Here is a 14,034-nt window from a genome sequence, read left to right on the forward strand (position 1 = left end):
CGATTCCTTTTTTTAGCCTGCAGTGTTTTGCCTTGTGTGTTGACTTTGAGGTTACTGCTTCGTAAAAGTGATTTATGAAAATTTAACTACAAACACAAAAAGATCTGTAGGCTAAAGTCAGCGCCCCGAATATCATGCTGCGCATGGTAGCTATCGCTGCTCTTTTGCATTTATCGGCGGATATTACAAAGTATGTTTCAAGGTTTAAGGTTTACGTAACACTCACTAAAGTTACTTCGCCCCTTTTATCTGAGTTCGTCTGATAGCTGTCGCTGTTTATTTGTGTTTGTTTCTTAATTCATTCAACGAAACAACTATAGCTTTATTATTTACGTTATCTGTAAAAGTTACGAAACATCTTTTAAGGGGCGCTGGCTTCAGCCTGCAGTGTTTTGATTTTAGTGTGTTGGCTTTGGGTTTACTGCTTTGTAAAAAGTGATTGATGAAACTTTAACTACAAACACAAAAAAGATCTGTAGGCTAAAGTCAGCACCCCGAATATCATGTTACGCATGATAGCTGTCGCTGTTTATTTGTGTTTGTTTCTTTCTTAATTAATTCAACGAAACAACTGTAGCTTTATTACTTACGTTATCTATAAAAAGTTACGAAACACCTTTTAAGGGGCGCATGGCGAACTAGGCGATAGCCTAGTGCAATGAGCGGATGAGCACTGCGATTCCTTTTTTAGCCTGCAGTGTTTTGATTTTAGTGTGTTGACTTTGGGGTTACTGCTTCGTAAAAGTGATTTATGAAACTTTAACTACAAACACAAAAAAGATCTGCAGGCTAAAGCCTGCGCCCCGAATATCATGTTAAGCATGATGGCTGCCGCTGTTTATTTGTGTTTGTTTCTTAATTAATTCAACGAAACAACTGTAGCTTTATTATTTACGTTATCTATAAAAGTTACGAAACATCTTTTAAGGGGCGCTGGCTTTAGCCTGCAGTGTTTTGATTTTAGTGTGTTGACTTTGGGCTTACTGCTTTGTAAAAAGTGATTTATGAAACTTTAACTACAAACACAAAAAGATCTACAAGCTAAAGCATGCGCCCTGAATATAATGCTACGCATGATAGCTATCGCTGTTTTTTGCATTTATCTGCAGATATTACAAAGTATCTTTTGAGCCTGATGGATAGGGTTTATCATACTTGTTTTGAATTTAATCAATAAGAATTGAACTTTTTGTATCTTTTCTGGTTACAAAAGAGAGAAAAATCCTTATACTTACGTGCTTTATTTTTAGGTGGCGACTTAGCTTAATATAAAAAGCGGTCTTTCATCTATTAAACAATAGCTAAATAAAAAGTTGTTGTTTTACCTCTTAGCAATTGCGCTAAGATTGGTATTATTAATTTTAACAGTGGATACAAAGCGTTATGAGTACAGTAAATTCTGAAAACAGCAAAAGCTCACTTGATGGGTTGAAATGGACTATTACCGTTTTATTATTAGCGGCAGTGATCGTTGGTAATTATTTATACGGTGAAGAAACACATGTTGTATTACGTGTAGCTGTACTGCTAGTACTAGCTGCTTTAGCGGTTCTTTCTGCTGCATTTACTGAAAAAGGCAAAACGTTCCTTGGCTTTGCTAAGGATGCTCGTCTTGAAGTACGTAAAGTTGTTTGGCCTACCCGCCAAGAAACCGTACAAACTACATTAATCATCTTAGCAGTATCAACAATTGTTGGTTTAGTGCTATGGGGTCTTGATGGCATTTTTGTTCGTGTCGTATCGTTTATCACTACCTCAATTTAAGGGTTTATTATGACTGAAGAAGTTCAAAAAAAGAGATGGTATGTCGTGCAAGCCTTTTCTGGTTACGAAGGCCGTGTACAAAAAACATTATTAGAGCATATTCGTCTAAATGAGATGGAAGAGCACTTCGGACAAATCTTAGTCCCTACTGAAGAAGTAGTTGAAATGCGTGCTGGTCAAAAACGTAAGAGTGAGCGTAAATTCTTCCCTGGTTACGTGTTAGTAGAAATGGCAATGAACGACGATAGCTGGCACTTAGTGAAAAGCATCGACCGTGTTATGGGCTTCATTGGCGGTACTGCAGAACGTCCTGCACCTATCTCTAAGAAGGAAGTTGATAACATCTTAAACCGTTTACAAGAGTCTCATGATACGCCTCGTCCACGTACTTTATTCGAAGCGGGTGAAGTGGTTCGTGTTACTGATGGTCCATTTGCTGACTTCTCTGGTACTGTTGAAGAAGTTGACTACGATAAGAGCCGTTTAAAAGTATCTGTTTCTATCTTTGGTCGTGCAACACCAGTTGAACTTGAATTTTCTCAAGTTGAAAAGAACTAATTAAGCATTTTTAAATGCGATTTTGAAAAGCCAATAAGGTCATTCTTATTGGCTTTTTTGTTTTCTGAAGTTTAATTAAATAAAACGCTCAAAAAAACGCCAAAAGATCTTGTGGAAAAGGTGTTGATGACGTTATAATTCGCCGCCCAATTTATTTGCTGTTTTAATGCATTTTAAAATATCAAAAGGTTGGGGTTCGAGTTGGCTGCTATAAGGCAGTCACTTACGTTTTTACGGGAAGCTGATTATTTCAGCGTTATACCCAAATAAAGGTAATATATCATGGCTAAGAAAGTAACCGCATATATCAAGCTGCAAGTTTCAGCTGGTATGGCAAACCCGTCACCACCAGTTGGTCCAGCTCTAGGTCAACACGGTGTTAACATCATGGAATTCTGTAAAGCATTCAATGCAAAAACAGAAGCTCAAGAAAAAGGCGCTCCAGTTCCTGTAGTAATTACAGTATATGCTGACCGTTCTTTTACGTTCGAAACTAAGACTCCACCTGCATCTTACTTACTTAAGAAAGCTGCTGGCATCAAATCTGGTTCTGCTGTACCTAACAAAGATAAAGTAGGTAAAGTAACAGTTGCTCAACTTGAAGAAATCGCTAAAGCGAAAGAAGTTGATTTAACGGGTGCCGATCTTGAAGCGATGGTACGTTGTATTGCGGGTTCTGCTCGTTCTATGGGTCTGGAAGTAGAGGGTTAATACAATGGCTAAATTATCTAAACGCATGACAGCTATCCGTGCAGAAGTTGACGGAACTAAAGAATACGAAATCAATGAAGCAGTAGCACTTTTACAAAAGTTTGCTACAGCTAAATTCAGCGAAAGCATTGATGTTGCAGTTAACCTAGGTGTTGATCCTCGTCGTAGTGATCAAAACGTACGTGGCGCAACTGTATTACCACACGGTACTGGACGTGAAGTTCGTGTTGCTGTATTCACACAAGGCGCTAACGCAGAAGCTGCTAAAGCTGCTGGTGCGGATATCGTTGGTATGGACGATCTTGCTGCTCAAGTTAAAGCTGGCGAAATGGATTTTGACGTAGTAATTGCATCACCAGACGCTATGCGTGTTGTTGGTCAATTAGGTCAAATCTTAGGTCCACGTGGCCTAATGCCTAACCCGAAAGTTGGTACAGTTACACCTAACGTTGCTGAAGCAGTTAAAAATGCTAAAGCTGGTCAGGTTCGTTACCGTAACGACAAGAATGGTATTATCCATTCTACAATCGGTAAAGCGACATTTACTGGTGAACAAATTAAAGAAAACCTAGAAGCATTGATTATTGCTCTTAAAAAAGCAAAACCATCAGGCGCTAAAGGTCAATTTATCAAGAAAGTTTCTCTATCTACAACTATGGGTGCTGGCGTTAAAGTTGACCAAGCAACTCTAGTAACAGTAGTAGCGTAATTTTTTATAGTCACTGAGTGATTAATCATTTAGTGACTATACAAGGCCGCGTATTGCTTGTATAATATGCGACCTTACTTTGGAGGGCCTTAGGTCCCTTCTTAGACCGCAGGTGTTAGTTCTTTGAATTGACTTAATTTCCTGCGTAGATGGTACCGGACCCCAGAAAGATTATTCTACTGGATCCGAAACCAAAATAGTGCCTCACCATCAGGTGGGGGTGTTTATCTAGGGTAAAACCTAGTGGAATCCAGGAGTAAAACCAAATGGCATTAAGACTCGAAGACAAACAAGCTATTGTTGCTGAAGTCAACGAAGCTGCTAAAGGCGCTCTGTCTGCTGTAACTGCCGATTCACGCGGTGTAACAGTAGGTGCAATGACTGAACTTCGTGCAGCAGCACGTGCAAACGGTGTATTTTTACGAGTTATTCGTAACACACTAGCACGTCGTGCAGTTGAAGGTACTGACTTTGCATGTCTGGCAGAAACGTTTACCGGTCCTACTATCCTTGCATTTTCAAACGAACATCCGGGTGCTGCAGCACGTCTTTTAAAAGACTTCGCTAAAGCAAACGAAAAGTTTGAAGTTAAAGGATTAGCATTTGAGGGTGAATTCATTGAAGCCGCTCAAATCGACCGTCTAGCGACATTACCAACATACGACGAAGCAATTGCGAAACTGATGGCTACTATGAAAGAAGCTGCAGCTGGCAAACTTGTACGTACTCTGGCTGCATTACGCGACCAGAAAGAAGAATCTGCAGCGTAATTGCTGTAATACCATTTTATAATCTATATATAGGAATTGACTCATGTCTCTTACTAAAGACCAAATCATTGATGCTGTTGCAGAACTATCTGTAATGGAAGTTGTTGAACTAATCGAAGCAATGGAAGAAAAATTCGGTGTATCTGCTGCTGCTGTTGCTGCAGGTCCTGCTGCTGCAGGCGAAGCTGCTGCTGAGCAAACTGAATTCAACCTAGTACTTACTGCATTCGGTGAGAACAAAGTTAAAGCAATCAAAGCTGTACGTGGCATCACAGGTCTAGGCCTGAAAGAAGCTAAAGAAGCTGTTGAATCTTGCCCAGCTGTATTGAAAGAAGGCATCTCGAAAGACGAAGCTGAAGCATTCAAGAAAGAGCTAGAAGAAATCGGTGCTACTGCTGAACTTAAATAAGTTAGACTACCTAACTTATTAGCCATGAAAATGGCATTGGCTGGTGATTATTTAATCACCGGCCTTTTTGCGCTATAGGATACCGTGATTTATCATTATTTTTTACGGTCATCGGACGCTTAAGGTGATGTTATAGAACGCATCATTAACACCAAAATAATGTGCCGCCGTTGTCTAATTAAAGATTCAAACCAAGCCAGACAACTATGACCAATTTTATCAGCGAGCAAAGGAACCACATGGGTTACTCTTATACTGAGAAAAAACGTATTCGTAAGGATTTTGGGAAACGTCCACAAGTTATGGAAAAACCATACTTGTTGGAAATTCAACTAGATTCATTCAAACGATTCATTGAAGTCGATCTAACTGGAGAAGTAGGCCTAGAAGCTGCTTTTAACAGCATCTTTCCTATCGCTAGTTACTCAGGTACGTCGGAGCTACAATATGTTAGTTACCGTTTAGGCGATCCCGTATTTGATGTCAAAGAATGCCAAATCCGCGGAGTAACATACTCTGCTTCTTTACGTGTAAAATTACGTCTTGTTATTTATGACCGCGATGCACCAGCAGGTACGGTTAAAGATATCCGTGAACAAGAAGTTTACATGGGCGAAATGCCACTCATGACAGAAAATGGTACCTTTGTAATCAATGGTACAGAGCGTGTTATTGTTTCACAATTACACCGTTCTCCTGGCGTTTTCTTTGATCATGATAAAGGTAAAACACACAGTTCGGGTAAAGTGTTATATAACGCACGTGTTATCCCTTACCGTGGTTCTTGGTTGGATTTTGAATTTGACCCGAAAGATAACTTATTTGTTCGTATTGACCGTCGTCGTAAATTACCTGCAACGATCATGTTACGTGCACTTGAGTACACAACAGAACAAATCCTAGACATCTTCTTTGATACAACTGAGTTTGTAATTAAAGATGGTGTGATCACTATGGCACTAATTGCAGACCGTTTACGTGGTGAACAGTTCAATTTTGACATCGTGAGCAAAGGTACTACTTATGTTGAAGGTGGCAAGCGTATTACTGCTCGTCATATTCGTCAGCTTGAAAAAGATGGCGTTAAACATATCGAAGTACCATTTGAACACTTAGAAGGCAAAGTATCTGCTAAAGATTACATCAGCAGCGAAACTGGCGAAATCATCGTTAATGCAAATGATGTATTCACGCTAGAACTATTAGCTGAACTTGCTCAATCAGGTATCAAAACTTTCGAAGCTATCTACACTAATGAATTAGATTGTGGTGCTTTCATCTCTGACACATTACGTGTTGATTCTTCAACTAACCGTTTAGAAGCGTTAGTAGAAATCTACCGTATGATGCGTCCTGGTGAGCCACCAACAAAAGATGCTGCTGAAGGTTTATTCCAAAACTTATTCTTTGCTGAAGAACGTTATGACTTATCTAAAGTAGGTCGTATGAAGTTCAACCGTCGTGTTGGCATCGATGGCGATGAAGGTCCTGGTATCCTATCTAACGAAGATATCTTAAGTGTAATGAAAACACTGATTGATATCCGTAACGGTAATGGCGAAGTTGATGATATCGATCACCTTGGTAACCGTCGTATTCGTTGTGTAGGTGAAATGGCAGAAAACCAATTCCGTGTTGGTTTAGTACGTGTAGAACGTGCTGTTAAAGAGCGTCTATCTTTAGGCGACCTTGATGCAACTATGCCGCAAGATCTGATCAATGCAAAACCTATTTCTGCTGCTGTTAAAGAGTTCTTTGGTTCTTCACAACTATCTCAGTTCATGGACCAAAATAACCCGTTATCAGAAGTAACACATAAGCGTCGTATCTCTGCATTAGGTCCTGGTGGTCTAACACGTGAACGTGCTGGCTTCGAAGTACGTGACGTTCACGCAACTCACTACGGTCGTTTATGTCCAATCGAAACGCCAGAGGGACCAAACATCGGTCTTATCAACTCGTTAGCAACGTTCTCACGTACTAACAGCTACGGTTTCTTAGAAACACCTTACCGTAAAGTAGTTGATGGTAAACCTTCTGATCAAGTTGAATACTTATCAGCTATCGAAGAGGGTACTTTCGTTATCGCACAGGCATCTGCTAACGTTAATGAAAATGGCTTACTAGATGAAGAGATGATTCCGTGTCGTCATAAAGGTGAAACTACCTTTATGGGACCAAATGACATCGATTATATGGATGTGTCACCACAACAGATCATCTCTGTTGCTGCGTCACTTATCCCGTTCTTAGAACACGATGATGCTAACCGTGCCTTAATGGGTGCGAACATGCAACGTCAAGCTGTACCAACACTACGTGCTGATAAGCCATTAGTAGGTACAGGTATCGAACGTCGTCTTGCTATCGACTCTGGTGTTACTATCATCGCTAAGCGCGGTGGTGTAATCGATTACGTTGATGCATCTCGTATCGTTGTTAAAGTTGCTGATGATGAGTTACTAGCTGGTGAAGCGGGTATCGATATCTACAACTTAACTAAATACACTCGTTCGAATCAGAACACTTGTATTAACCAAAAACCAACGTGTAAACCTGGCGAGCCAATTGTTCGCGGTGACGTATTAGCCGATGGTCCATCGACTGATATGGGTGATTTAGCACTTGGCCAAAACATGAAGATTGCCTTCATGCCTTGGAACGGTTACAACTTTGAGGATTCAATCCTTATTTCTGAGCGTGTATCTCAAGAAGATCGTTTCACTACGATCCATATCCAAGAGTTCTCATGTATTGCACGTGAAACTAAATTGGGTACTGAAGAGATCACTGCGGATATCCCTAACGTTGGTGAATCTGCATTAAGCAAACTAGATGAGTCTGGTATTGTTTATGTTGGTGCTGAAGTTAAACCAGGTGATATCTTAGTAGGTAAAGTAACACCTAAAGGTGAAACACAACTTACGCCAGAAGAAAAACTATTACGTGCAATCTTCGGTGAGAAAGCATCTGATGTTAAAGATAGCTCACTACGTGTATCTAACTCTACTTACGCAACAGTAATTGACGTTCAAGTCTTTACTCGTGACGGCGTTGAGAAAGATAAACGTGCATTAGAAATCGAAGAAATGCAATTACGTGCTGCGAAGAAAGATTTAACTGAGAAGTTCAAGATCTTAGAAAACGCAATCCACGAAAAAGCATTAAATCTATTAGTGTCTGCTGGACAAGAAGAAGCGCGTCTACTACAAATGCCTAAGGCACAGTGGTTCGATATCGTGCTTTCTGACAACGAAAAGCAAACGCACTTAGACCAAATCAATGCACAATACGACGAAGTTAAAGCAGACTACGATAAAGAGTTTGATCTTAAACGTCGTAAGATTACACAAGGTGATGACTTAGCACCGGGTGTACAAAAAATTGTTAAGGTTTACCTTGCGGTACGTCGTCGCCTACAACCAGGTGATAAAATGGCTGGTCGTCACGGTAACAAAGGTGTTATCTCAAACATCGTTCCTGTTGAAGATATGCCTCATGATGAGTTTGGTGTTCCAGTTGATATCGTACTTAACCCATTGGGTGTACCATCACGAATGAACATCGGTCAGATCTTAGAAACTCACTTAGGCCTAGCGGCTAAAGGTGTTGGTGAAAAACTACAACGTATGATCAAAGATCAACGTGAAGTTGAGATCGGTAAAGTACGTGAATACGTGCAAAAACTATACTCATTTGGTGATGCACCTTGTCACGTAGACTTAAATGACTTCGATGATGACGCAGTATTACGTCTTGCTAAAAACCTATACAAAGGTTTACCAGTAGCAACACCTGCATTTGATGGCGCTCACGAAAGTGAAATCCGTGAACTATTACGTTTAGCTGATTTACCAGAATCTGGTCAATTACAACTAACTGATGGTCGTACGGGTATCCCATTTGAACGTCCAGTAACCGTTGGTTACATGTACATGTTAAAACTTAACCACTTGGTTGATGATAAAATGCATGCACGTTCAACAGGTTCTTACAGCTTGGTTACTCAGCAACCACTTGGTGGTAAAGCTCAGTTCGGTGGCCAGCGTTTCGGTGAGATGGAAGTATGGGCACTAGAAGCTTACGGTGCTGCTTACACACTTCAAGAAATGCTAACGGTTAAATCGGATGATGTGAATGGTCGTACTAAGATGTATAAAAACATCGTTGACGGTGACCATAGAATGGAACCAGGCATGCCTGAGTCATTCAACGTATTGTTGAAAGAGATCCGTTCATTAAGCATCAACATCGAGTTAGATGAAGAAAACGGCTAAGCATTAGCAGTCGGCTGAAGTACATATGTGGTGTCTTGTTTGTTGAGGCACCTAGTTTTAACTCCTAATGGGAGAGTAGCGTGAAAGACTTACTCAAGTTTTTAAAGCAACAAAATAAAACCAAAGAATTCGATGGTATTAAAATCGGTTTAGCATCACCTGAAATGATCCGTTCATGGTCTTTTGGTGAAGTTAAAAAGCCTGAAACAATTAACTACCGTACATTTAAACCTGAACGTGAAGGTTTATTCTGTGCACGTATCTTTGGTCCTATCAAAGATTACGAATGTTTATGTGGTAAATACAAACGCCTTAAACATCGTGGTGTTATTTGTGAAAAATGTGGTGTTGAGGTTACTCAAGCTAAAGTTCGTCGTGACCGTATGGGGCACATCGAATTAGCATCACCTGTTGCACACATTTGGTTCCTTAAATCACTTCCGTCTCGTATCGGCTTAATGCTAGATATGACGTTACGTGATATCGAACGTATCCTTTACTTTGAATCATTCGTGGTTGTTGAACCAGGTATGACTGATCTTGAGCGTGGCCAAATCCTGCTTGAAGAAGAGTACCTAGATAACCTAGAGCAATGGGGCGATGAGTTTGATGCAATGATGGGCGCTGAAGCCGTATTTGCACTACTTAAAGACCTTGACCTTGAGCACGAAATCAAAGGTATGCGTGAAGAGTTAGAATCGACTAATTCTGAAACACGTCGTAAGAAACTGACTAAACGTCTGAAATTGGTTGAATCTTTCCACCAGTCTTCAAACAAACCAGAGTGGATGATCTTAACAGTACTTCCAGTACTTCCACCTGATTTACGTCCTCTAGTACCACTAGATGGCGGTCGTTTCGCTACTTCTGATCTAAATGACTTATACCGTCGTGTTATTAACCGTAATAACCGTCTAAAACGTCTTCTAGAACTAGCTGCACCAGATATCATCGTACGTAACGAAAAACGTATGTTACAAGAGTCTGTTGATGCGTTATTAGATAATGGTCGTCGTGGCCGAGCTATCACTGGCTCTAACAAACGTCCTCTAAAATCGCTTGCAGATATGATCAAAGGTAAGCAAGGTCGTTTCCGTCAAAACTTACTAGGTAAACGTGTAGATTACTCTGGCCGTTCTGTAATCACAGTTGGTCCATCTCTACGTTTACACCAATGTGGTCTTCCGAAGAAGATGGCATTAGAACTATTCAAACCATTCGTATACGGTAAGTTAGAAGCATTAGGTCTTGCTACTACTATCAAAGCAGCTAAGAAATTAGTTGACCGTGAAGGTGGTGAAGTTTGGGACATCCTAGAAGGTGTTATCCGTGAACATCCAGTGCTACTTAACCGTGCACCAACACTTCACAGACTAGGTATCCAAGCATTTGAACCTGTATTAATCGAAGGTAAAGCGATTCAATTGCATCCATTAGTTTGTGCGGCATACAACGCCGACTTCGATGGTGACCAAATGGCGGTACACGTACCGTTAACAATTGAAGCACAGCTTGAAGCTCGTACCTTGATGATGTCTACGAATAACATCCTATCACCTGCAAATGGTGAGCCGATTATCGTACCTTCTCAAGACGTTGTACTTGGTTTGTACTACATGACTCGTACGCGCATTAATGCACGTGGTGAAGGCATGTACTTCCAAAATGCTAAAGAAGCTGAAAAAGCATACCGTGCTGGCGTTGTAGACTTACAAGCAATTGTTAAAGTTCGTATGACTCAAGTACACATTGCTGAAGACAAATCTCGTACATCAACTACTGGTTTAGTTGAAACGACGATTGGTCGTGCCATCTTATCGTTAATCATGCCTGAAGGTTTACCGTTCGAGCATGTTGATTTGAACATGGGCAAAAAAGCTATCTCTAACGTATTGAATGCTTGTTACCGTCTACTAGGTATTAAAGATACAGTTATCTTTGCTGACCAATTAATGTACACAGGTTTTGAGTACGCAACACTATCTGGTGCCTCTGTTGGTATCAACGATATGGTTATCCCAGACGCTAAGAAAACATTAGTTGACGAAGCTGAAGCGGAAGTACTAGAAATCCAAGAGCAATTCCAAGCCGGTCTTGTTACTGCGGGTGAGCGTTACAATAAAGTTATCGATATCTGGGCAAGTGCGAATGAGCAAGTTGCTAAGGCGATGATGGAAAACCTTTCTAAAGACACAGTCTTAACAGCGAAAGGTGAAGAAGTTCAGCAAGATTCGTTTAACAGCGTTTACATGATGGCCGACTCGGGTGCACGTGGTAGTGCCGCTCAGATTCGTCAGCTAGCGGGTATGCGTGGTCTGATGGCTAAACCGGATGGTTCAATCATCGAAACACCTATCGTAGCTAACTTCCGTGAAGGTCTAAACGTACTTCAGTACTTTATCTCGACGCATGGTGCACGTAAAGGTCTAGCCGATACAGCACTTAAAACAGCAAACTCGGGTTACCTAACTCGTCGTCTTGTTGATATTGCACAAGATTTAGTTATCACAGAAGAAGATTGTGGTAGTGAAGAAGGTCTATTAGTAACGCCGTTAATCCAAGGTGGTGACGTTGTTGAACCACTTCGTGAACGTGTACTAGGTCGTGTTGTTGCTCGTGACATCATCAAACCAGGTACAGATAACGAAGTATTAATCGCACGTAACGTATTACTAGACGAAAAATACTGTGACTTAATCGAAGAAGCATCTGTTGACCAAGTATGGGTTCGCTCAGTAATTACTTGTAACACTGACTTCGGTGCTTGTGCACAATGTTACGGCCGTGACTTGGCTCGTGGACACATGGTTGGTCAAGGTGAAGCTGTTGGTGTTATGGCTGCACAATCAATCGGTGAACCGGGTACACAGTTAACGATGCGTACGTTCCACATCGGTGGTGCTGCATCTCGAGCTGCATCTGAAAACAGTATTCAAGTTAAGAACACAGGTAAAGTTAAATTACATAACGCTAAGTTTGTAACTAACTCTGATAACAAAGTCGTTATCACATCTCGTTCTACTGAATTAACAGTAATCGATGAACTAGGTCGTACCAAAGAAAACCATCGTCTTCCTTACGGTGCTGTACTTGAAAAAGCAGATGGCGAAGCTATCACAGCTGGCGAAATCATCGCTAACTGGGACCCGCATACGCATCCAATCATCACTGAGGTGGAAGGTACTATCGAGTTCCTAGACTTCATTGAAGGCGTAACAATTGACAAACAAACAGATGAACTAACGGGTCTATCTAGTATTGTTGTTATTGACCCTGCACAACGTCCAAGTGCTGGTAAAGAAATGCGTCCAATGACTAAACTTGTTGATGCTAAAGGTAATGATTTATTCATTCCTGGTACTGATGTTGCTGCGCAATATGCATTACCTGCAAAAGCAATCGTTAGTCTAGAAGATGGTGCTAAAGTACGAGTTGGTGACGCGGTTGCACGTATCCCACAAGAAAGCTCGAAGACTCGTGATATCACGGGTGGTCTACCTCGCGTAGCCGATTTATTCGAAGCACGTACGCCTAAAGATGCTGCCATCCTTGCGGAAGTGTCTGGTACATTATCATTTGGTAAAGAAACCAAAGGTAAACGTCGTTTAGTAATTACTAAACCTGACGGTGATGTATATGAAGAGATGATCCCTAAATGGCGTCACCTAAACATCTTCGAAGGTGAGAAGATTGAAAAAGGTGAAGTTATTTCTGACGGTCCTGAGTCTCCTCATGACATTCTTCGTCTACGTGGTATTAGTCCAGTGGCTAACTACATCACAAACGAAGTACAAGAAGTATACCGTTTACAAGGTGTAAAAATTAATGATAAGCACATCGAAGTTATCGTTAACCAAATGCTACGTAAATGTATCATCACTGATGCCGGCGACACTGCATTCTTAGTGGGTGAACAAGCTGAAGTTGCACGCGTTATCATTGAAAACCGTAAACTTGAAGCTGAAGGTAAAATCGTTGCTAAGTTTGAATACCAGTTACTAGGTATTACTAAAGCATCACTAGCTACTGAATCATTTATTTCAGCTGCATCTTTCCAAGAAACAACACGTGTTCTTACGGAAGCTGCTGTTGCAGGTAAATGTGACCAATTACATGGCTTGAAAGAGAATGTAATCGTAGGTCGCTTGATTCCAGCTGGTACTGGTTTTGCACATCACCGTACTCGTGCTGCAGCGAAAGCGAAAGAGCTTGAGCCAGTAGTAGAAGAGCCAATCATCGACGTTGAAGCAGCTGAGCAAAACTTAGCTGACTTACTAAACGCCGTAGATTTTGGTGAGTAAGTAGTGAATATAAGCAATTAATTTTGCTTTAGAAAAAAGGTGCTTCGGCACCTTTTTTTATACCTAAAATTTGAGCAGAAAGTTCAACACACAAGTCAAAGCACTGCAGATTAAAAAAAGGAATCGCAGAGCTCTTCCGCTCATTACCCTAGCCTGTCGGCTAATTCGCTCAGCGCCCAAATTCAAAACATGTTAGTAATATTCACAGATAACATAAGTAACGAAGTCAGAAGATGCTTCGTAAAACCGATAAATAATCACAAGCAAGTAGCGATAGCGATTAGACGAAGTCTAATTTAAGGGGCACAGGCTTTAGCCTGCCAGTATGCGAGCCATCGCATACGAGTATTAGCTCCGATGAGCGAACTAATGAATAACAAAAAAGCTTAAAGTCAAAAGACAAAATCAACACAAAAAAACTGCAGGCTAAAGCCAGCGCCCCGAAAAAATGTGTCGTAATTTTTATAAACCTACATCATTAATAACATCAAAAGATATTTCGTGGATTAGATGGGGTATGGCAAACATAAAAAAA

General features: G+C 40.8%; 8 protein-coding genes. All 8 read left to right on the forward strand.

Annotated features, from left to right (window positions below):
• Positions 1 to 1,383: 1,383 nt before the first annotated feature.
• The 8 genes from secE to rpoC all read left to right on the forward strand — a co-directional run bounded on the left by secE (position 1,384) and on the right by rpoC (position 13,499).
• Complete coding sequence (gene secE, locus V5290_RS14555; RefSeq protein WP_333387286.1) at positions 1,384 to 1,764, forward strand: preprotein translocase subunit SecE; 381 nt, start codon at positions 1,384 to 1,386, stop codon at positions 1,762 to 1,764.
• Between the two features lie 9 nt (positions 1,765 to 1,773).
• A complete protein-coding gene (gene nusG, locus V5290_RS14560; protein ID WP_113818379.1) occupies positions 1,774 to 2,322 on the forward strand; it encodes a transcription termination/antitermination protein NusG in 549 nt (182 codons plus the stop codon).
• A gap of 282 nt (positions 2,323 to 2,604) precedes the next feature.
• Positions 2,605 to 3,033 carry a 50S ribosomal protein L11 gene (gene rplK / locus V5290_RS14565; protein ID WP_113818378.1) on the forward strand — a complete coding sequence of 143 codons (429 nt, stop codon included), beginning with the start codon at positions 2,605 to 2,607 and terminating at the stop codon, positions 3,031 to 3,033.
• Between the two features lie 4 nt (positions 3,034 to 3,037).
• Entirely contained in the window at positions 3,038 to 3,742 is a 705-nt protein-coding gene (gene rplA, locus V5290_RS14570) for a 50S ribosomal protein L1 (protein WP_113818377.1), read from the forward strand.
• Positions 3,743 to 4,008: 266 nt separating this feature from the next.
• The gene (gene rplJ, locus V5290_RS14575; protein WP_290040730.1) at positions 4,009 to 4,512 is read left to right on the forward strand and encodes a 50S ribosomal protein L10; all 504 of its coding nucleotides are present in this window, start codon (positions 4,009 to 4,011) and stop codon (positions 4,510 to 4,512) included.
• A gap of 43 nt (positions 4,513 to 4,555) precedes the next feature.
• Positions 4,556 to 4,921 carry a 50S ribosomal protein L7/L12 gene (rplL, locus tag V5290_RS14580; RefSeq protein WP_290040729.1) on the forward strand — a complete coding sequence of 122 codons (366 nt, stop codon included), beginning with the start codon at positions 4,556 to 4,558 and terminating at the stop codon, positions 4,919 to 4,921.
• Positions 4,922 to 5,160: 239 nt separating this feature from the next.
• Positions 5,161 to 9,198: a DNA-directed RNA polymerase subunit beta gene (gene rpoB, locus V5290_RS14585; RefSeq protein WP_333387299.1), complete on the forward strand. Its 4,038-nt coding sequence runs from the start codon at positions 5,161 to 5,163 to the stop codon at positions 9,196 to 9,198.
• Positions 9,199 to 9,278: 80 nt separating this feature from the next.
• Positions 9,279 to 13,499 (forward strand): DNA-directed RNA polymerase subunit beta', encoded by a 4,221-nt coding sequence (rpoC, locus tag V5290_RS14590; RefSeq protein WP_333387302.1) that lies wholly within the window; start codon positions 9,279 to 9,281, stop codon positions 13,497 to 13,499.
• Positions 13,500 to 14,034 lie beyond the last annotated feature (535 nt).

The organism is Psychromonas arctica (genome assembly GCF_036697365.1).
Classification (GTDB): domain Bacteria; phylum Pseudomonadota; class Gammaproteobacteria; order Enterobacterales; family Psychromonadaceae; genus Psychromonas; species Psychromonas arctica_A.